General features: G+C 35.3%; 20 protein-coding genes. 13 read left to right on the top strand and 7 right to left on the bottom strand.

Going from position 1 to position 19,313, the window contains the following annotated elements:
- Window positions 1–53: 53 nt before the first annotated feature.
- The 7 genes from HA632_RS06590 to HA632_RS06560 all read left to right on the top strand — a co-directional run bounded on the left by HA632_RS06590 (window position 54) and on the right by HA632_RS06560 (window position 6,345).
- Entirely contained in the window at window positions 54–1,046 is a 993-nt protein-coding gene (locus tag HA632_RS06590; protein WP_176305558.1) for an IS30 family transposase, read from the top strand.
- 73 nt (window positions 1,047–1,119) lie between these two features.
- Window positions 1,120–1,662 (top strand): hypothetical protein, encoded by a 543-nt coding sequence (locus HA632_RS06585; protein WP_176306408.1) that lies wholly within the window; start codon window positions 1,120–1,122, stop codon window positions 1,660–1,662.
- Between the two features lie 174 nt (window positions 1,663–1,836).
- Window positions 1,837–2,931 (top strand): hypothetical protein, encoded by a 1,095-nt coding sequence (locus HA632_RS06580; protein WP_176306407.1) that lies wholly within the window; start codon window positions 1,837–1,839, stop codon window positions 2,929–2,931.
- A 159-nt stretch (window positions 2,932–3,090) separates the two neighbouring features.
- Window positions 3,091–3,708, top strand: coding sequence for a hypothetical protein (locus tag HA632_RS06575; RefSeq protein ID WP_176306406.1), 618 nt, complete (start codon window positions 3,091–3,093; stop codon window positions 3,706–3,708).
- Window positions 3,709–3,868: 160 nt separating this feature from the next.
- Window positions 3,869–4,288 carry a hypothetical protein gene (locus HA632_RS06570; protein WP_176306405.1) on the top strand — a complete coding sequence of 140 codons (420 nt, stop codon included), beginning with the start codon at window positions 3,869–3,871 and terminating at the stop codon, window positions 4,286–4,288.
- A 172-nt stretch (window positions 4,289–4,460) separates the two neighbouring features.
- Window positions 4,461–5,414, top strand: coding sequence for a hypothetical protein (locus HA632_RS06565; RefSeq protein WP_176306404.1), 954 nt, complete (start codon window positions 4,461–4,463; stop codon window positions 5,412–5,414).
- Between the two features lie 325 nt (window positions 5,415–5,739).
- On the top strand, window positions 5,740–6,345 hold the full coding sequence (locus tag HA632_RS06560) for a GNAT family N-acetyltransferase (RefSeq protein ID WP_176306403.1): 606 nt from the start codon (window positions 5,740–5,742) through the stop codon (window positions 6,343–6,345).
- Window positions 6,346–6,386: 41 nt separating this feature from the next.
- Here HA632_RS06560 and HA632_RS06555 read toward each other — a convergent pair whose 3' ends face one another.
- Window positions 6,387–6,818 carry an Hsp20/alpha crystallin family protein gene (locus tag HA632_RS06555; protein ID WP_176306402.1) on the bottom strand — a complete coding sequence of 144 codons (432 nt, stop codon included), beginning with the start codon at window positions 6,816–6,818 and terminating at the stop codon, window positions 6,387–6,389.
- 151 nt (window positions 6,819–6,969) lie between these two features.
- Window positions 6,970–7,371: an excinuclease ABC subunit B gene (locus HA632_RS06550; protein ID WP_176306401.1), complete on the bottom strand. Its 402-nt coding sequence runs from the start codon at window positions 7,369–7,371 to the stop codon at window positions 6,970–6,972.
- Between the two features lie 113 nt (window positions 7,372–7,484).
- Here HA632_RS06550 and HA632_RS06545 point away from each other — a divergent pair, with 113 nt between their 5' ends.
- From HA632_RS06545 to HA632_RS06535, 3 genes are all read left to right on the top strand, one after another.
- Entirely contained in the window at window positions 7,485–7,979 is a 495-nt protein-coding gene (locus tag HA632_RS06545; protein WP_176306400.1) for a hypothetical protein, read from the top strand.
- A gap of 2 nt (window positions 7,980–7,981) precedes the next feature.
- Window positions 7,982–8,785: an alpha/beta hydrolase-fold protein gene (locus tag HA632_RS06540; protein ID WP_317174600.1), complete on the top strand. Its 804-nt coding sequence runs from the start codon at window positions 7,982–7,984 to the stop codon at window positions 8,783–8,785.
- A gap of 76 nt (window positions 8,786–8,861) precedes the next feature.
- Window positions 8,862–9,305 carry a DUF1456 family protein gene (locus tag HA632_RS06535; RefSeq protein ID WP_176306399.1) on the top strand — a complete coding sequence of 148 codons (444 nt, stop codon included), beginning with the start codon at window positions 8,862–8,864 and terminating at the stop codon, window positions 9,303–9,305.
- Between the two features lie 20 nt (window positions 9,306–9,325).
- Here the strand turns inward: HA632_RS06535 and HA632_RS06530 are convergent, their stop codons facing one another.
- The 4 genes from HA632_RS06530 to HA632_RS06515 form a co-directional block, all read right to left on the bottom strand.
- The gene (locus HA632_RS06530; RefSeq protein WP_176306398.1) at window positions 9,326–10,213 is read right to left on the bottom strand and encodes a bifunctional 5,10-methylenetetrahydrofolate dehydrogenase/5,10-methenyltetrahydrofolate cyclohydrolase; all 888 of its coding nucleotides are present in this window, start codon (window positions 10,211–10,213) and stop codon (window positions 9,326–9,328) included.
- 60 nt (window positions 10,214–10,273) lie between these two features.
- Entirely contained in the window at window positions 10,274–11,611 is a 1,338-nt protein-coding gene (ffh, locus tag HA632_RS06525; protein WP_176306397.1) for a signal recognition particle protein, read from the bottom strand.
- A gap of 136 nt (window positions 11,612–11,747) precedes the next feature.
- Window positions 11,748–12,209, bottom strand: coding sequence for a hypothetical protein (locus HA632_RS06520; protein WP_176306396.1), 462 nt, complete (start codon window positions 12,207–12,209; stop codon window positions 11,748–11,750).
- A 25-nt stretch (window positions 12,210–12,234) separates the two neighbouring features.
- On the bottom strand, window positions 12,235–13,281 hold the full coding sequence (locus HA632_RS06515; RefSeq protein WP_176306395.1) for a hypothetical protein: 1,047 nt from the start codon (window positions 13,279–13,281) through the stop codon (window positions 12,235–12,237).
- Window positions 13,282–13,390: 109 nt separating this feature from the next.
- On the opposite strand from HA632_RS06515, the gene HA632_RS06510 reads away from it, so the two are divergent.
- From HA632_RS06510 to HA632_RS06500, 3 genes are read left to right on the top strand one after another with little or no spacing between them, the layout of a single operon-like run.
- On the top strand, window positions 13,391–13,912 hold the full coding sequence (locus HA632_RS06510; RefSeq protein WP_176306394.1) for an RNA polymerase sigma factor: 522 nt from the start codon (window positions 13,391–13,393) through the stop codon (window positions 13,910–13,912).
- A 45-nt stretch (window positions 13,913–13,957) separates the two neighbouring features.
- On the top strand, window positions 13,958–14,872 hold the full coding sequence (locus tag HA632_RS06505; protein ID WP_176306393.1) for a FecR family protein: 915 nt from the start codon (window positions 13,958–13,960) through the stop codon (window positions 14,870–14,872).
- Complete coding sequence (locus HA632_RS06500; protein ID WP_176306392.1) at window positions 14,859–17,384, top strand: TonB-dependent receptor plug domain-containing protein; 2,526 nt, start codon at window positions 14,859–14,861, stop codon at window positions 17,382–17,384. The genes HA632_RS06505 and HA632_RS06500 overlap by 14 nt, the downstream gene beginning before the upstream one ends.
- Before the next feature lie 37 nt (window positions 17,385–17,421).
- On the opposite strand, the gene argS is transcribed toward HA632_RS06500, so the two are convergent.
- Window positions 17,422–19,200, bottom strand: coding sequence for an arginine--tRNA ligase (gene argS, locus HA632_RS06495; RefSeq protein WP_176306391.1), 1,779 nt, complete (start codon window positions 19,198–19,200; stop codon window positions 17,422–17,424).
- Window positions 19,201–19,313 lie beyond the last annotated feature (113 nt).

Raw genomic sequence — 19,313 nt, 5'->3', positions numbered from 1 at the left:
CGCCGGTTCAATAATCTAACGCAACTTTTAAAGAAATTTATAAGTTCGTTATTATGAAAAACTACAACCGAATTACACTACAAGAACGTATTGAGATTGAAAAATTATTAGCGCTTAATCTCTCCTATTCTGCTATTGCACTTAAACTTGGAAGACACAAAAGTTCTATTATCAGAGAAGTCAAAAAGTACCCTAAAAAGCAATACCAAGCTTATTATGCTAACTTAAAATCTTACTCTAGAACCATAGACAGAAGATTTGGTAAAAGCAAGATTCTTTTCAATCCAAAACTGCAAAAATTCATTCATCAAAAACTCGCAATGTTTTGGTCACCTGACCAAATATCAGTAAGTTTAAAACGGCTATTTCCTAATGATAAAACTATGCAAGCTTCGCACGAAACCATCTATCTTTACATCTATCTTCACTCTAAAAAAGAGCTCAAAGAAATGCTAATTTCAGAGCTCAGACAAAAAAGAAAACAAAGAGGAAATACACGTCGAGGAACCGACAAAAGAACAACCATTAAAGATCCTGTCAGAATAGATGAACGCCCGAAAGAAGTACTCGGACGTGAAATTCCGGGACATTGGGAAGGTGATTTAATTCTGGGTAAAAACCGAGAATCAGCTATTGGAACTTTAGTGGAAAGATCTACCAGAGCTGTAATACTGGTTCATCTCAAAAACAGGGATTCCAAATCTGTTCGTAAAGCATTCGAAAAGGAATTTAAACAACTTCCAAAGCTGATGAAAAAATCTTTGACTTACGACAACGGAACTGAAATGGCGCAGCATAAATTATTCACTAAAAACACCAAAGTACAAGTTTATTTCACTCATCCATATTCGCCTTGGGAAAGACCAACAAACGAAAACACAAACGGACTTTTAAGAGATTATTTCCCAAAAGGAACCGATTTGTCAATTGTGACTAAAAAACGCCTTAAAAGCGTTCAAAACGAACTTAATGAAAGACCAAGAAAGGTACTCGACTATCAAACTCCTAAAGAAGTTTTTGATAAAATCATTTTAGAAAAATTATAACTATATTTGAATCAACTAGCGTTGCGCTAGAAACTTGAAACCGCCAAAATCACGTTTATCTTAAAAGAGAAGTATGGAAATCGGAAAACAATTTAATAGCCTGAATTTTGAAGAATATCAGTTCTATATTGAAAATCATAAAAACTATTCAGACTTCAATACATTAGGCCTTTATCGTTCTATTTCTGAGAATGAAAAGTTAAGTGTTGAGGAAAAAATAAATGTTCGAGAATTAGCCAATACTGTATTTCATAAAACATTTGACTTCCTTCAAGTAAAAGATCCTTGGACTTATATAAAAGTGGAAACTTTAGGATTAGAACTTACAAATGGAGACAAAGAAGAATTGTGGCGTAAAATAAGGAAGAATCAAGAGAAAATATTGCGTGAAAAAAGAATCAGACATCAAAATTTTGGAGAATATTCAAAACATAATTGCGGTTACGAAACTTGTCCAATGAACGGCATAATGATTAAACAAGGTTCATGGCTTGCGGAATATGGAATGTGTCTTGGGAATATAAATAAGTATGTTCAAAAGCAGAAGTCTGAAAGAAGAAAATCAGACAGAAAAAATGAAAGTCAAATCATAAAGAAAGAGTTAGACTTAGAATAACTCGCCAGCCGGTAACAGCGGTTATAAGCTATAGCTGGTTTTTCTTGAGTTGTACTTCTTTTTTCGCGTAAAAACTTTATCTTAGTAGACAGTACGCAGTTGCGTTGGCTTCGCAAATGCGACTAGCCACGAAACGTTAGTAGAAATATTATCCCAAAAAAATAAAAATCTTACATGGAAGAAAGTTTAAAAACTTACGAAAAAACAATTGAAAAAAAACACAGCTTTGGTTGGACTCCAAAATTTGAAGAAGAATTTAGAACTAATTTAAGCGAAAAAAATTTTATTCCTGTTGCTGAAAAGACAATTGAAAAATTAAATTGGGATATAGTTTATAAAGACGAAACTAATATTGAAGCTAAAAGAAAAGAAACTAATTTTGGTCATGATAAATGGACAGAATCAATTACAATATCATATAACCACGGAAAAACTATTGTCAAAAGTGAATCTTTAGGAAATGAAATGTGGGATAATGGTAGAAACTCAAAAAGAGTGAAATTGTTTATTCACGCTTTTAAAGAAACTGAAAAAAGTTTTGATAAAGAATCACTTGAAAAATTAGAAATTGAAGCCGAAAGAAAAAATAATTGGGATGATTATGTTATTCCTGAAGTTTTGCCAAAACCAAATGAAATAAAAAAACCAAATTTTGTAATTCCATTAATTGGCGGATTTATCGTGTCAATTATTTTAGCAATTATTTTAGCAAAAGTTTCTGTAAATGGAATTTACATAATTGGTTTATTTGAATTTTTAGTTGCAATCGCAATAGGTTTTTCTTTAAAATATCTTATCAAGTTTTCAAACTTTACAGAATTTTTAAAACTAAAGTATTTATTAATTGGAATGATAATTCTTATATATGTTTTGAATCAATATTTCCAATATGAAATAATATTAAGAGAAAACAACTACGACCGTATTGGATTTTTTGAATTTATTAAACTGCGATTTGAACAAGGATTAACAATAAAAAAACTAAATACAGGTTGGATTGGTTTGATTATTAGTTGGGTTTTACAAATTGTTATTACTTATTATGTTGGTGTTTTAAAATTGATAACTGGAATAACATCTTACCAATTAGAAAGAGTTCCTGTTGAAGTTGTTGATTTTGCATTTTATAATTTCGTAAAAGACAAAACTGTAGATGAAGTTAGAAAAGAACTATTCTCAAAAGGCTGGTCTGAAAAACAAAGTCAAGATGAAGTTTTTGAAGCAATTGAAGCAATTCATGGTGCAAATGAAATGAATCGTATGAAATAAAACAATTCTACTAACAGCGGTTTGCTTCAATGGATACTTCCGTATTTTCCTACGAAAAATCCGCTACTGAATGGAATGTTTTATTATATTTGTAATGGCTTGGTGCTGGTTCAACGACACTGAAAGCAATCCACATAAAGTTACCAGCAATTTTTGCCCATGAGATTAATAGCAACATTTTTATTTCTTATAACTATTGCTTCTTGCACAAAAAAAGAAGTAATACAAAAAAGTGATTCTTCTGTAATCAACACGGACAGTTTAAAATTATTGAAACATGTTGATAGTTTAAGATTAGTAAAAGATATTGATAGTTTGAAATCCGAAGATCTCATCAAAATTGATTTGTCGGAATTCAAGAATAAAAAAATGAGAAACTTAAATTTCAAATTAATTCCAATCGAACTAGATGGAGGAGCCATAGATTTTGCAGAAAGTGAAGAAGATGCTTTATTTAATTTAACTGATGAAAATTATTTTGCAAACTGGATTCTGATTTCTAAAAAGCCTAAGTTCTTTGTAATTTTAACCGAAGAAGGTTTTTTAGCAACATTAAAATATAATCTTGAAAAGTTAGATGCCATTCGATTTAATTATATAAATCCTAGTTCTAATAATCATTGGAGTTTTACTAGACAAGGAAAAATTGACAATAAGCTAAATATTTTACTGCATCATGAATATTCAGTTCAAGTTGATGACGATTGGAATTTTGAAACCACAACTCTCGATAAAAAATACTATATAAACTCTGAAGGAAAAATACAAAACAGATAAAAACTACCGCTAACAGCAGTTTGTAGCAACTGCATAGTAAGAGTGTGCCGGAAATCCTAACGGATTTCCAAAAGTTATTTTGTACTTGGAATCATTAGTAATAAGCAACTATCACAATCTGCGGCACGTTAGCGGTAATGCTTGCTAAAACACCTTATAAATGACGAAAACTATTTCTATATTCATATTACTTTTCTTTGGAACAATTAATTGTTTTTCTCAGGATGACACAGAACCTAAACTTGAAAAACCAATTGAAGTTTCTTTAGAAAATCTAATTCAGCATTCGAAAAGATTTGAAAAAAAGAATGTGCTGGTTCAAGGTTATGCCAAATTTGAAAAAGGAAAAATATGTAGAGTATTTATATCCAAAGAAGATCTTGAAAAAAATAATTTAGAAAACTCCGTTTGCTTTATGTTTCTTATGGAAGGGAGTACTTATGGAACTATCCAAAAATGTAATGGAGAATATATTATTTTATCCGGAGTTTATCTTCCAGGTAAAGCTTTGGAATCTGTTGAATTGAAAAATGGAATATTGACATCAGTTTCTATAAAATCTTGTGATGATAGTAAATAACGCACTACCGCTAACAGCAGTTTGTAACAATTGCGAAGCATGCGCTTCTCCGGAAAATCCTGCTGATTTTCATAAGGAGTTTTGTACTTGGAGTTTTTAGTGTTAAATTTATCGTAGCTGCTAAAAGCGGCGAAACGTTAGCGGAAACTTAAAAAAGATTAAATCAAACTTTATGAAACACCTTTTATTAGCCATTATTTTCTTACTCGGTTTAAGTAATTTTACTTTATACAGTCAATCTAATTCCAAATGGATACATTTTGATTGGCAAGGAGAAACTATATACGGAAAACACTTTGACAAAGTGGCTATGAGTATTCCTCTTAAAGTAGAAAATATGCCCTATAATTTTTGTGGGCAATTCGATTTGGGTGCCACAACCACTATGCTTTATGAAAACTCTTTTAAACCCTTTGCGAGTTATTATCCTGTGGTAATGGAAAAGTTAGATACATCATTGGCTCCATACTATCTAAATGGGAGAAAAAGTTTTTTCCTAAAGGGATTAAACATTCAATTAGACCATAGTTTATTTCCTAATAGAAATATTGCATTAATACCCAATTATGGTGATACTTATCCAGTGGGCTCAATAAATTCTCCTTCTCAAAAATTAGTAGGGACAATAGCTCCTGATTTATTTCAAAACACTTATTTGGTCATTGATTTCAAAAATAATCGACTAAGAACGTACACTAAACTCCCAAAAAAATACAAGAAAGCAGATTATGTAGATGCTACCATTCGAAAAGGAAGAATAAAAATCCCTATTAATATAGGAGACAATACTGAATTTGTGCTGTTTGATACTGGAAATTGTATGGGTGATTTATTGCTCGATAAAGAAACAATACTAAAGTTTACCGATGCTAATGAGCCATCTGAAAAACTACTAGATGGTAATACTTGGGGCGATAAGATTACTATCCAAACAAAGCGACTCCTTAATCCAATATTTTTTAATGGAAAGGATATGAAAATCACCAATGCTCAATTTACGGATACTGATGAAGATGTTCAGTTTAATAAAGAGGAAAAAATTATAGGACTAATTGGCCCTTTGCTGTTTGAGAATAAAACAATTATTATAGACTACATTCATAGCAAGTTTGGAATGCTGGAGTAAACTACAGCTAACAGCGGTTCCGCCCTATTGCAGGTTTTTCTTGAACGAACTTCTCTCTTTACGAAAATATTTTATCTTAGCAGAAAGTATGCAGTTCGCTGGCATCGCAACGGTCGCGAAGCCACAAGACATAATGTAATATTTAAATATCTGCTTAAAGACAACATTTCTTTCTTCATTTGTGGTTTCGCTCGCCTTTGCCCAAAAGGAAGATGAAAAATATTTGAATTATTTAGTTGCGGTTATAAATAATAGTATTTTCAATTCAATCTTGTAACTACATTCAAAAATCTAATCATAGGCCAAATAAAGTAAATATGACAGAATGATAAACAGAAATTTTACACCTTTCCCAATTTTAACAACTGAAAGACTAACACTAAGACAATTATCAATTGATGACAAGCAAGACATTTTTGATTTGCGTTCTGATACCGATATAAACAAATATCTTAACAGGAAACCAAGCAAAACAATTGAAGACGCAATAAATTTTATCAAGAAGATAAATGATAACATTAAAAATAACGACTCCATTTATTGGGTAATTAGCTTAACCGAAACAAAAAAAATGGTCGGGACAATTTGTCTTTTTGACTTTTCAAACGAAAAAAACAGTTGCGAAATCGGATACGAACTTATGACAAAATTTCAAGGACAAGGAATTATGAGAGAAGCAATAAAAGAAGTGATTGACTATGCTTTTCAAGCATTGAAATTTCAAAAAATAATAGCGTTTACTCATAACGAAAACCTGAATTCAACCAAACTATTGACCAAATTCAACTTTCTCACCTCAGAAGCAGCAGACAAAGAAAACCCTGATTTTAGTGTTTTTATCAGAACTATAAAGCAAAATAGAAGAAAAACGAGATCATCAAATTCAAATCGGCCCGATCTTAAGATAAGTCCGAATCAATCCCAACATTAGATAAAAAAAGCGTCCCCATAAAGGACGCTTTTTAATTTCTATTACAAAATATCAATCAAACGCTTTGGTTTTGGCAACGCTTCTTGCTTCTTCGGCAAGGTTACATATAAAACCCCATTTTCATAATTGGCATTGATATCATCGGTGTTTACGGTTTCTGGTAAAGTAAACGCTCTTCGGAAAGCCGCATAGCTAAACTCTCTTCGGGTATATCTTCCGGCCTCGTCTTTTTGTTCACTCTCTGCTTTTACCTCAGAAGAAATAGTCAGTACATTATGGTCTATTTCAATCACAAAATCTTCTTTAACTTTTCCGGGAGCTGCCAACTCTAAACTGTAATTAGCATCTGTTTCTTTAATGTTTACCGCCGGTGAGTTAGTCTGTAAATTTTGAAAACCACCAAACCAGTCCGGTTTCAAAAACTCGTCAATGATTGATGGAAAGTTGTTGTAATTTCTTTTAACTAAGTTCATGGTCGTAAAAATTTAATGTTAAACATTCTATTCTGATTACTACCACAAAAACAAACTATATACCAAGAGATTTTTTAGGTCATTTTGACCACTTCGAAGTTGAAATAAATGAAATTTTGACGGGTTTAAGATTTTTTTAACTGACTAAATATCAGTTCAATTGTTCTTGAAAAACCTCTAACAAAAACTCAGGGGAAATCATTTTTGTAGGCGAAATTTCCATGGCTTTCAATACTCGCTTGATGGCATGAGGATTTAATCCCATGTTGATGCCTATTTCATGAATTTTAATTTGCTCGCGTTCATGCAAAACACCGTCGCAATGCATCAACAAAGCCAAACGATAAAATTGCTGGATGCGTTCAAATTCCGTTTTGATTACACTGGGATAATTCTCTTGATGGAACAAAGCTTTAAAATCTTCTTGCACTACCTGAAGTTCGTCGGCTATCATCGTCAAGAAAAGATACTCTCTTTCGTGCAGTCTTCCGTCAACTACAGAAAATGCAATCATTTCAGCTAATAACGCTAATTTTTCTTCGTATTTGTTCATCAATAAAATATTTTTTTGCTAAAATATAATTTTTTGAGGAATAGCAATCATTTATTTTTTAACATTGGCACTCAATTATTTTAGCTAATTTTACTCCACAAATTTAAATCTCCATGAAAAGCTTAAAAATAATATTGTTTTTTGTCCTTTTTTCAGCTGTACAGTCACATGCACAATATGGTTATGGCAACTCGGGTATGGGTATGAACAGAACCAATAACGGAATGCCAAATACGCAACAAACACCCAAAGAACCAACTCCGGAAGAAATAGAAAAAAACAGAAATGAAAAAATTCAAGGGTACATGCTGCTTCTAAAAAAGGACTTGACGCTCGACGAACTACAATATATAGCTATTAAAAATGAGGTGACTACCAACAGCAAAAGGATAGACATATTGTTAAAAAGCGAACTATCCGATGAAGAAAAAAATAACGAACTAAAATCGATTCAGGAAAAAATGGAAAAAACCATTTTGGGCTATCTGAATCCTGATCAAAAAGAAAAATACCAATTATTAAAGATCCAAAAGCCGGATAAAAAGAAGAAAAAGAATCAAGGCAAAGCCGAACAGAGCGAAGCTAAAGAGAACGAATCCGAGAAATAAGCATATTGAAAACTTTATATCTGCTACTGACTTACCTTTCATTTGGGTTTGGATTTGCTCAACAAAGTACAGCAAGCCAACAAGTTTCAACATTTGACCTTGAGGCACCTCAACTAAAATCCACCAAAAAAATTTGGGTGTATTTGCCTAAAAATTATTCGGCTTCCGCCAAAAAGTATCCGGTGATTTATATGCATGATGCCCAAAATTTATTTGATGCCAAAACTTCTTATGTCGGTGAATGGAATGTAGATGAAACTTTGGACAGCCTCAATGCGCAAGTGATTGTAATTGGCATCGAACACGGAGGTGAAAAACGGATGGATGAATTAACCCCATTTCCGCATCCGAAATACGCCGGTGGCAAAGCAGATGCCTATTTAGATTTCATCGTCAAAACCCTAAAACCTAAAGTTGACGCAACTTACCGAACCAAAACCAGTGCCAAAAACACCGCAATTATGGGAAGCTCATTGGGCGGATTGGTTTCATTTTATGCAGCGCTAAAATATCCTGAAGTATTTGGTAAAGTCGGTTGTTTCTCGCCTTCTTTTTGGTTTTGCCGAAAAGACATCAATGATTTAATGGCAAAAACGGAAAACTTTAAAACCAAAGTTTATTTCCTCTGTGGCGACAATGAAGGTGATGCTGATATGGTTACTGATATGGAAAATGTTGAGAAATGGGTCAATACCAAGCGCTGTGAATGCAAAAAACTCAACAAAAAAGTAATCATCAAAGGTGGCCAGCACAACGAAAAATTGTGGCGTGAAAACTTTAAAAAGGCGTATCTTTGGCTTTTCTAAGTGACTTAGTGACTAAGAAAATTGTAAATTTATTAACTCAGGCACTCAGCTACTCAGTGTCTCAGCCACTTTAAAGATGAACAACAACGATATATTTAAAAAACTCCGTGTCGCTTTACAATTGCGCGATGACCAAATAGTAGAAATCATGCAATTGGTAGATTTCAGAATATCTGCAGCCGAATTAGGCGCATTCTTCCGCAATGCCGATCATCCGAAATACATGGATTGTGGCGACCAAGTGTTGCGCAATTTCCTAAACGGATTGGTAATTCATTTGCGTGGTACTAAAGAAGAACCGAAAAACGCCATGGATGTAATTAAGCAAAATCAAGCCGAGGTTAAGAAAAATATTGCTGAAAAGCCAAAAGCGGAATTCAAGCCTAAAACAGATTTCAAGGCAAAGCCCAAAACAAATTCGAAGAAAAAGCCTTTTAATCCCAAAGACAAAAAGCAAGCGCCGAAAGTCCAAGTGGTGGAGAAAGTCCAATATAAAAACGGTAAAAACAAAAAATCCTGAGTTTTCACTCAGGATTTTTTTTATTCCATTCTTAATCTTTTTTGCTCTCTGGCGAGTAAAGTGTTTTTCAACAACATCGCGATGGTCATTGGTCCAACACCTCCCGGAACCGGAGTGATATACGAAGCTTTTTTGGACACAAATTCAAAATCAACATCACCGGTAATTCTGTAACCTCTTGGATCAGTATCATCGGCAACGCGAGTGATTCCTACGTCGATTACCACTGCGTCGTCTTTAATCATTTCGGCTTTTAAATAATTCGGCACACCTAGAGCGGTGATGATAATATCGGCTTGCGTAGTGATCTGCGCTATGTTTTTGGTATAACTGTGTGTCAAAGTAACGGTCGAATTTCCGGGGAAACCTTTTCGACCCATCAAAATACTCATTGGTCGACCTACGATGTGACTTCTACCAATAACTACCGTATGTTTTCCTTTGGTTTCCACATTGTATCGTTCCAATAGCTCTAAAATTCCAAAAGGCGTTGCCGGTATAAAAGTTGTCATATCCAAAGCCATTTTCCCAAAATTTTCCGGGTGAAAACCATCCACATCTTTGCTGGGGTCAATTGCCATTAAAACCCTTTGGGTATCAATTTGCTCGGGTAAAGGCAACTGGACAATAAAACCATCGATATCGTCATTTTCATTGAGTTCCTTAATTTTTTTCAACAATTCTGTTTCCGAAGTTGTGCTTGGCATTTTGATTAGTGTCGATTCAAAACCAACCAATTCACAGGCTTTTACTTTGCTCCCAACATACGTCAAACTCGCACCGTCATTCCCTACAATTACGGCAGCTAAATGAGGTACTTTTTCACCATTGGCTTTCATTTTGTTTACTTCGGCCGTGATTTCTGTTTTGATGTCATTGGAGATTTTCTTTCCGTCTAATAATTCCATGTAGTTCTCTTGTTGTGTGTTGTTATAAAAAAATAAGACGCGATGAATCGCGTCTTTGTATTATCTCATTCCTTTCATGCCGCCCATCATGCGCATCAAGTTTTTGCCGCCGCCACCTTGCATCATCTTCATCATTTTGCTCATTTGGTCGAATTGCTTCAGTAATTGGTTTACTTGTTCTATTTTCGTTCCTGAACCTTTTGCGATTCTGTTCTTTCTTTTCATGTCAATAACAGCCGGTTTGGTTCTTTCCAATGGCGTCATCGAGTGAATGATGGCTTCAATATGTTTGAAGGCGTCGTCTTCTATTTCTACATCTTTCAAGGCTTTTCCGGCTCCGGGAATCATACCGACTAAGTCTTTCATGTTCCCCATTTTTTTCACTTGCTGAATTTGGGCCAAGAAATCGTCGAAACCAAATTCATTTTTGGCAATTTTCTTTTGAAGTTTTCTTGCTTCTTCTTCGTCGTATTGTTCTTGTGCTCTTTCTACTAACGAAACCACGTCACCCATTCCGAGAATTCTTTCCGCCATACGCGAAGGATAGAATACATCGATAGCTTCCATTTTTTCACCGGTTCCGATAAATTTGATGGGTTTATCAACTACCGATTTAATTGAAATCGCCGCTCCACCACGAGTATCACCGTCTAATTTGGTTAGAATTACCCCGTCAAAATTCAATCGGTCGTTAAACGCTTTCGCCGTATTCACCGCATCTTGACCGGTCATCGAATCTACGACGAACAAGGTTTCTTGTGGTTTGATAGCCGCATGCACATTGGCAATTTCGTTCATCATTTCCTCGTCAATCGCCAAACGACCGGCGGTATCGACAATGACAACATTATATCCTTTAGATTTGGCATGTTGGATAGCATTTAATGCTATCTGTACCGGGTTTTTATTTTCGGGTTCTGAATAAACCTCAACTCCTATTTGATCTCCTACTACATGCAACTGGTTAATTGCTGCAGGACGATAGATATCACAGGCTACTAATAATGGTTTTTTTCCTTTTTTTGTCTTCAGATAATTGGCTAATTTTCCGGAGAAAGTCGTTTTACCCGAACCTTGTAAACCTGACATCAAAATAACCGAAGGCGCTCCTGACAGGTTGATTCCTGTAGCTTCACCACCCATCAATTCGGTCAACTCGTCTTTTACGATTTTGACCATCAATTGTCCCGGTTGTAGTGTAGTCAATACATTCTCACCAATGGCTTTGTCTTTAACTCTAGTGGTAAAATCTTTGGCAATTTTAAAATTAACGTCGGCGTCAAGTAGTGCACGACGCACTTCTTTCAAAGTCTCGGCAACATTGACTTCGGTGATTTTTCCATGTCCTTTTAGGATATGTAATGCTTTATCTAGTTTATCACTTAAATTATTGAACATAATGGTATGCTTGTTTTAATGAAGTGCAAATTTAAGGATTTGATTTAGAACTTCTATGATTGACCAAATAAAAAAACCATCTCTTTACATTGAGATGGTTTAAATGAGAAACAAAAATTTCTTTTCAATAGATTGTTTAGTTTTTAGTGAAGACTAAAACATCGGTTCCGCCGTTTCCTCCACTGATATCAATTAATGAGATGGTGTTTGCACTATAAGTAACAATGTCCCAATCGTCAGTCAAATCGGCAAAGTTGGCAGGAGACGTAAAAGAAATATTAAAATCTAAGTCATTGCTTGGACTATCATCATCGCTGCTATCATTGGTTACAGACCAAGTTCCGGTATAAGTATTTGTTCCGTTAGTGGCTGATAAAACATTTCCTGAAGCAAAAGTAAAAGTATAACCTGTAAAGTGATTTGTTTCATCTGTTCCGGAATCAACATAACTGCTAACACTCCAAGTGCCTTGAGTGGCTGTATTGATTACCGGCGTCGGGTCTTGTGATGAAGAAGAATCGTCATCAGAACTGCACATCGAAGCTACATTCAACATAAAGAGGCAAAATAAAGCCGGGATTAAAATTATTTTTTTCATAGTTTAAATATTTGTTAGGTGAATATTAGTTTTTAGTAAAAGTCAAATAATCTATACTTCCGTCACCACCGCTCACATCTTTGAGTCGGATTTGGGTATTGGAATACTCAATGATTCTCCAATCGTCTTCAATTTCATCCAAATTAATACCGTTAAAAATCAGATCTAATTTGTTTTGACCACTATCCACAAAAGTGCTCCAAGTTCCGTTGGTAGTTACCCCATTTCTCAGAGCAGTTGATGTTCCGTTGCTATTGAACGTAAAAGTGTAACCATTAAAATCACTTGTCTCATCATCATCGTCTTCAAAATAATACGAAATATACCAAGTCCCGGAGGTCAACACATCGGTAAATGCGGAACTCCCCGATCCACCGCTTCCACCAGAGTTGTCATCATCACAATCATCAATAGAATCTTCAATAAAATTTTCTAACTCACTATTTGAATTAATAACCACCGTTTGTCCATTAGAATTAACAGCCGAAATCGGGTAATTGATAGCGACATAAGTGTTACTTCCCAGATTGGCTAAAAAATTGAACAAGTTACTGTTGCTGTTTATGGTAACCGTATTGGCCAATTGGTTGTTACTGTCATAAATGTTGATGGTAATGGGATAAACCAAAGTAATGCAATCAATTTCATCAAAACCATCGTCTTCTCCGCAATCATCTATCACGTCGTCTAAATCATCTGCATCTTGCAAGACTTGGGTTTGGAAGTTTTGGTATATAATGGTAATCGGATACACAAAATTGACCAAATCATCATCATCTGAAAATTCATCGATTGCCGCTTGTACTATTTGATAATCGGCTTGATCATTAACGGTAATTTGTTGACCATTCACAATTACTGTTACCGGTAATTGCACACTAAAACAACTGGAATTATCCAATACATTGTCTAAGGAAGTTGGGTTTTGAGAAGTTCTCGACAATAACCCGGCAATAGGTGCGTTAGCAACAAAACTTTGGGTGTTGTCCTGAATTATGGTTTCTTCTTCTTTTTGGCAACTGCCTAAAGAAAAAAATATAAATCCAAAAATTATGTATTTGATTGCTTTCATGGAACAATAATTTGTTTGATTTTGTTAGTAAAACATGCATTTGTAAAATTACCCTACTTTAGTTGAAAAAAATAATTATTTTTACCAAAAGACTTAGCCATAAAATCGTATGTCAAAAGAGGAATTATCTGGAATTTGCAAGGAAAACATTTTTTCCGGGTTCTTTAAAAGCCATGCCAAAGCATTACGAAATTATCTCTATTATAAGTTTGGCAACGAAGACCAAGCCGAAGACATCACCCAAGAAGCTTTTATCAAATTGTGGCAAAACTGCGCCGATGTTCCTTTGGAAAAAGCCAAATCTTATGTTTATACTATTGCCAATAACGCTTCATTGAATGTGATTGCCCACCAAAAAGTAGTCCTCAATTATGCTAAAAATTCGGGGAAAAGTGAAAGTACTAATGAAAGTCCGGAGTTTATTTTAGAAGAGGACCAATTCAAAACGAAATTACTGAATGCTATTGAAAAGCTCAATGAAACCCAACGTGTAGCTTTTTTAATGCATCGCATTGACGGAAAAAAATATGCCGAGATTGCCACTGAATTAAACATCTCTATAAAAGCCGTTGAAAAGCGCATCCATTTGGCTTTGATAGAATTGCGCAAAGAGTTTGATCATTTTAAGTAGGGTAAAATAAAATAAATTTGTTTAAGTAGGGAAAGGCTATAGAATATGGAAGAAAATTACAAATTAGCAAAATGGCTTTCGGGTGAAATGACCGACGAAGAATTGGCTGCATTCCAAGCTGAGCCTGACTTTGCGGTATACGATAAAATCAAAAAATACAGTGCTGACTTGGAAACGCCAACTTTTGACGAGCAGTCGGTTTTGTCTAAAATAATAGCTTCTCCAAAAAAAGAAATTAAGACCATTTCACTTACCCAGCATTGGCTATTCAGAGTAGCTGCCGTTTTAGTCGTTGGTTTGGGCTTATTTTTTGGTGTTAAAAACTTTGCCACTTCAACAGAAACCGCACAAAACGGTGCACAAAATACTTTTCTTTTACCTGACCATTCAGAAGTTGTTTTGAATGCGGGTTCCGAAATTGAATATAAAAAATGGAATTGGGACAACAACAGAATTCTAACTCTGGAAGGTGAAGCTTATTTTAAAGTAGCCAAAGGCCAAAAATTTGAAGTCAACACTTCTTTGGGAAAAGTCACCGTTCTCGGCACACAATTCAACGTCAAACAACGCGACAACCGCTTTGATGTAACTTGTTATGAAGGTAAAGTAAAAGTAAACTACAAAGACCAAGAACTGATAATCACCAAAGGCATGAGCATTGCTTTTGAAAACGGCCAATCTATCGAAATTCCGCAGAGCACTGTTCAAAGTCCGGAATGGTTAAACAACGAACTGGTTTTCTATCAAGCCAATTTAAAATCGATTGTAAATGAATTTGAGCGACATTTTAATGTAACTTTGGAATTGAAATCGAAAGGTAATTCACAATTATTTACAGGAACTATTCCTGTTGACAATATGGACACAGCCTTGGAGATTTTATCCTCAAGTTACCATTTAAAACCTATTAAAGTGAGTAAAAACAAATTCATCTTAACAGCGGTTGATGCTCAAAAATAGATTAGTCTATTCACTTATTCTCTGTCTCTTTTCTTTTGCCCACAGCTTGGCACAAGGAGAAAAGAATGCTATTCCATTGAAAAATATTTTGGCCCAAATTAGTCAGCAACACGATGTAAAATTCAGTTATATCGAAGATGAGATTGTGGTTTTTGCCGTAGCTGAACCCGAAAAAAAATGGTCCTTGGAACAAAAGATTGAGTATCTGAAAAAGGAAACCAAATTAGAGTTCAAAAGAGTAGCCCAAAAATATTACACCATTTACAACAACCAACAATTAGACAAGCCGCTTTGTGGCTATTTGCTGGATGCGGAAACCGAAAAAGGAATTGAGAATGCACTCCTCAAAATTGACCGAACCACTATTTCGGTTTTTACCAATCAAAACGGTTATTTTGAATTGCCTAAAGTTTCTTCGGCTCAAATTTTGGTGCAACACCAAAGTTACCAAACATTAATCATCAACCCCGAAGATTTGTATGTGGCCGAATGCCCAAAATTCAAGTTACAATCGATAATACAAACCTTAGATGAAGTGATTACCCAAAGGTATTTGGCGACCGGAATCAGCAAAAAGACCGATGGCACTGTTGAAGTAAAACCCAAGAAGTTTGGCATTTTGCCGGGTTTAATTGAACCCGATGTTTTGCAAACCATGCAGCAAGTTCCCGGCATTATCAGTCTTGACGAAACCATCTCTAACATCAATGTTCGCGGTGGTACACACGATCAAAACCTGTTCTTGTGGAATGGCATTCGGATGTTTCAAACCGGTCATTTCTTTGGACTCATTTCAGCTTTTAACCCTTCATTGGCACAAACCATATCCATTACCAAAAACGGAAGTTCAGCCTTCTTTGGCGAAAGTGTTTCGAGTTTGGTTGATATTTCTTCGCGTACCAATACGGTTGAAACAACCAACAGCAGCGTTAGTACCAATCTCATCAGTGCGGAGTTTTACACCAAATTGAAGGTTTCTGAAAATGCCAATCTCACCTTGTCAGCCAGGCGTTCACTCACCGACTCTTTTAAGTCACCAACGTACCAAAATTATAGCGACAGAATATTTCAAAACACGGTTATTACCGATTTGAATACCAATGAAATTGTAGATTATCAAAGCGAAGTAGATTTTTATTTTTATGACATTACGGCGCAATTTCAACAAAAAATAGGGCGTAAAAACGAATTGAATATTGACGTTATTGCCATTGAAAACACCTTAAAATTCAACCAATCTTCTGTAAATTTAAACAAGAACAGTGCTTTAGAACAAGAAAATTTTGGCGGAACCATACAATGGAAAACGGTATGGAATGCCAAACAATACACCGAATTTAAAGGTTACTTTTCGAGCTATGATTTGAATTCTTCTTATGAAACATTGGAAAGCAATCAGGTTTTAGACCAAAAAAATCAAGTGCTTGACACCGGATTTCAAGTGCGAAATTCGAATGTGATTTCGAAAAAAATTACACTCAACACCGGTTATCAGTTCAATGAAATCGGAATTACCAATTTTGACGAAGTCAATCAGCCGTTTTTTTCCAGAACAATCACCAATGTTTTGCTGACGCATGTTGGGATTGCTGAAGGTATTTTTGAAACAGAAAACAAAAAAACATTTCTAAAAACCGGGGTTCGTGCCAATTACTTTGACAAGTTTGGTTTCTTTCTTTTGGAACCGAGAGTGCAGTTTAACCAAGCCCTAACTTCGGCCTTGCGATTGGAGGTTTTGGGTGAACAAAAAAGCCAAACACTTTCACAAATTATTGACTTACAACAGGATTTTTTAGGTGTAGAAAAAAGACGCTGGACTTTGGCGAACAATTCAACCATTCCCATTCAAAAAAGCAATCAAATTTCTTTGGGTTTGAGTTTTAAAAAGAACAATTGGTTACTGACTTTAGACAATTTCTACAAAAAAGTTACCGGAATTACCAGTAGTAGTCAGGGTTTTCAGAACCAGTTTGAATTGGACAAAACAGTCGGCAATTATCAGGTTTTGGGTTCGGAATTTTTGATTCAAAAATCTTTTAATCGATTTTACACTTGGTTGAGTTATTCTTATAACGACAACCAATACCATTTTGCCGAATTATTGAATACTTCTTTTCCTAACAATTACGACATTACGCATGCCATCTCCTGGGCCGGAATTTATGAGTGGCAAAAACTCAAATTGGCTTTGGGAACCAAGTGGCATACCGGAAGACCTATTACAACTCCTTCTGCTTTTATTGTAACCACGGCCAATCCGGATATTGTTTATAATTCTCCTAACAATTCTAAATTAAAGGATTATTTTCAAGTGAATTTTTCGGCTTCGAAAGATTGGAAATTAAAAGAGAAAATCACGCTACAAACTTCTGTCTCTATATTGAATTTACTCAATACTAAAAACAGTTTGAATCGTTTTTATCGGGTAAATACGGCGGATAATTCGGTGGAAAGCGTTGATACGTATTCGCTCGAAATGACGCCTAATATTAATGTAAAGATCAGTTTTTAGTATAAAAAAAGGCCGGAATAAATCCAACCTTATTTTTTTACATTCGCTCCGGAACATCTATTCCTAAAAGTTTGAAGGCTGATTTTATAGTTTCGCCCACTTTTTTGGAAAGCTGGACTCTAAAGGTCTTTTTATTCAAATCTTCCTCGCCCAAAATTGACACCGATTGGTAGAACGAGTTGTATTCTTTGACCAATTCATAAGTGTAATTGGCAATTAGCGCCGGACTGTGATTGTGAGCTGCGTTTTGAATTACTTCCGGAAAAAGTTCGATTTGTTTTAGCAATTCTTTTTCTTTTTCGTGAAGTTCAATGTCACTTGTGGTTGCATTCAAATCGAAATTCGCTTTGCGCAAAATCGATTGGATACGCGCGTAAGTATATTGAATAAACGGACCGGTATTTCCGGCAAAGTCAACTGATTCTTCCGGGTTGAACAAGATTTGTTTTTTCGGATCTACTTTTAAGATGTAATATTTCAAAGCACCGAGACCAATGGTTCTGAAGAGCTTTGCTTTTTCTTCGTTGGAATACCCTTCTAACTTTCCTAGTTCGGTGGAGATTCTTCCGGCCGTTTCGGTCATTTCTTCCATCAAATCATCGGCATCAACGACGGTTCCTTCACGAGATTTCATTTTCCCCGAAGGCAATTCTACCATACCATAAGACAAATGATATAGTCTTTCCGCCCAATCAAATCCTAATTTTTTCAAAATTAAGAACAACACTTTAAAGTGATAATCCTGTTCATTTCCAACGGTGTAAACCATACCGCCGACATCCGGAAAATCTTTCACACGTTGGATAGCCGTTCCGATGTCTTGCGTCATATAAACTGCTGTTCCGTCAGAACGCAGCACGATTTTTCTATCCAAACCATCTTCGGTTAAATCAATCCAAACCGAGCCGTCAGTATCTTTTTCGAAGATACCTTTTTCTAAGCCGAATTGGACAACTTCTTTTCCTAATAAGTAAGTATTGCTTTCGTAGTAATAGCTGTCAAAATCAACACCTAAATTTTTATAGGTTTGGGCAAAACCATCATAAACCCATTGGTTCATTTTTTTCCAAAGCTCAATGACTTCGGGCTTTCCGGCTTCCCAATCTAGAAGCATTTGTTGGGCTTCCATAATAATTGGCGCTTGTTTTTTGGCTTCGTCTTCGGTTTTACCTTGAGCCATTAAACTGCTAATTTGGGTTTTGTATTCTTGGTCAAATTTTACGTAGAAATTCCCTACCAACTTATCGCCTTTTAAACCGGCGGACTCGGGTGTTTGGCCTTCGCCGAATTTTTGCCAGGCCAACATCGATTTACAGATGTGGATACCTCGGTCGTTGATGATTTGGGTTTTGTATACTTTTTTGCCCGAAGCTTTGATAATTTCGGCTACGGAATACCCTAAGAGATTGTTACGAACGTGACCTAAATGCAATGGTTTGTTGGTATTAGGTGAAGAATATTCAACCATGACCGCTTTATCATTTGGCGCAGCCGAAACAAAACCGAAGTCTTCATCAACTCTGATATTATTGAAGAAATCCAAATAATAGGCATCGGCAACAACGATATTCAAAAAGCCAGAAACCACGTTAAAACGAATCACTTCCTCCGCATTGGTTACCAAATAATCCCCGATTTTCGTACCGATATCAATTGGATTGCCTTTAATCACTTTCAGCAAAGGAAAAATAACCATCGTGATATCGCCTTCAAAATCTTTGCGGGTCAATTGGAACTCTACTCTGTCAACGGTGACGTTGAATAATTCCTGAATGGCTACTTGTATGTGTTGGGTTAAAATTTGTGAAAGCTTCATGGTAATTCTTTTAAGTGGGCAAAGATAATCATTAGAATACAAATTTTAATGCATTGGTTTTAGGAATAAAAAAGGGTGGTTTGTGAGTATCAAAACATGCTTTTGTAGGTATT

The sequence above is a fragment of the Flavobacterium sp. J49 genome, assembly GCF_011742145.1.
Lineage (GTDB): Bacteria > Bacteroidota > Bacteroidia > Flavobacteriales > Flavobacteriaceae > Flavobacterium.
This window is presented reverse-complemented; position numbering and strand designations above follow the sequence as displayed.

Excerpts from the sequence above, each read along its gene's own strand:
- HA632_RS06575 (WP_176306406.1), top strand. The coding sequence starts at position 3,091 with ATGAGATTAATAGCAACATTTTTATTTCTTATAACTATTGCTTCTTGC.
- HA632_RS06590 (WP_176305558.1), top strand. The coding sequence starts at position 54 with ATGAAAAACTACAACCGAATTACACTACAAGAACGTATTGAGATTGAA.
- HA632_RS06535 (WP_176306399.1), top strand. The coding sequence starts at position 8,862 with ATGAACAACAACGATATATTTAAAAAACTCCGTGTCGCTTTACAATTG.
- HA632_RS06580 (WP_176306407.1), top strand. The coding sequence starts at position 1,837 with ATGGAAGAAAGTTTAAAAACTTACGAAAAAACAATTGAAAAAAAACAC.
- argS (WP_176306391.1), bottom strand. The coding sequence starts at position 19,200 with ATGAAGCTTTCACAAATTTTAACCCAACACATACAAGTAGCCATTCAG.
- HA632_RS06585 (WP_176306408.1), top strand. The coding sequence starts at position 1,120 with ATGGAAATCGGAAAACAATTTAATAGCCTGAATTTTGAAGAATATCAG.
- HA632_RS06500 (WP_176306392.1), top strand. The coding sequence starts at position 14,859 with ATGCTCAAAAATAGATTAGTCTATTCACTTATTCTCTGTCTCTTTTCT.
- HA632_RS06515 (WP_176306395.1), bottom strand. The coding sequence starts at position 13,281 with ATGAAAGCAATCAAATACATAATTTTTGGATTTATATTTTTTTCTTTA.
- HA632_RS06560 (WP_176306403.1), top strand. The coding sequence starts at position 5,740 with ATGATAAACAGAAATTTTACACCTTTCCCAATTTTAACAACTGAAAGA.
- HA632_RS06570 (WP_176306405.1), top strand. The coding sequence starts at position 3,869 with ATGACGAAAACTATTTCTATATTCATATTACTTTTCTTTGGAACAATT.
- HA632_RS06510 (WP_176306394.1), top strand. The coding sequence starts at position 13,391 with ATGTCAAAAGAGGAATTATCTGGAATTTGCAAGGAAAACATTTTTTCC.
- HA632_RS06550 (WP_176306401.1), bottom strand. The coding sequence starts at position 7,371 with ATGAACAAATACGAAGAAAAATTAGCGTTATTAGCTGAAATGATTGCA.
- HA632_RS06505 (WP_176306393.1), top strand. The coding sequence starts at position 13,958 with ATGGAAGAAAATTACAAATTAGCAAAATGGCTTTCGGGTGAAATGACC.
- ffh (WP_176306397.1), bottom strand. The coding sequence starts at position 11,611 with ATGTTCAATAATTTAAGTGATAAACTAGATAAAGCATTACATATCCTA.
- HA632_RS06565 (WP_176306404.1), top strand. The coding sequence starts at position 4,461 with ATGAAACACCTTTTATTAGCCATTATTTTCTTACTCGGTTTAAGTAAT.
- HA632_RS06545 (WP_176306400.1), top strand. The coding sequence starts at position 7,485 with ATGAAAAGCTTAAAAATAATATTGTTTTTTGTCCTTTTTTCAGCTGTA.
- HA632_RS06530 (WP_176306398.1), bottom strand. The coding sequence starts at position 10,213 with ATGGAATTATTAGACGGAAAGAAAATCTCCAATGACATCAAAACAGAA.
- HA632_RS06520 (WP_176306396.1), bottom strand. The coding sequence starts at position 12,209 with ATGAAAAAAATAATTTTAATCCCGGCTTTATTTTGCCTCTTTATGTTG.
- HA632_RS06555 (WP_176306402.1), bottom strand. The coding sequence starts at position 6,818 with ATGAACTTAGTTAAAAGAAATTACAACAACTTTCCATCAATCATTGAC.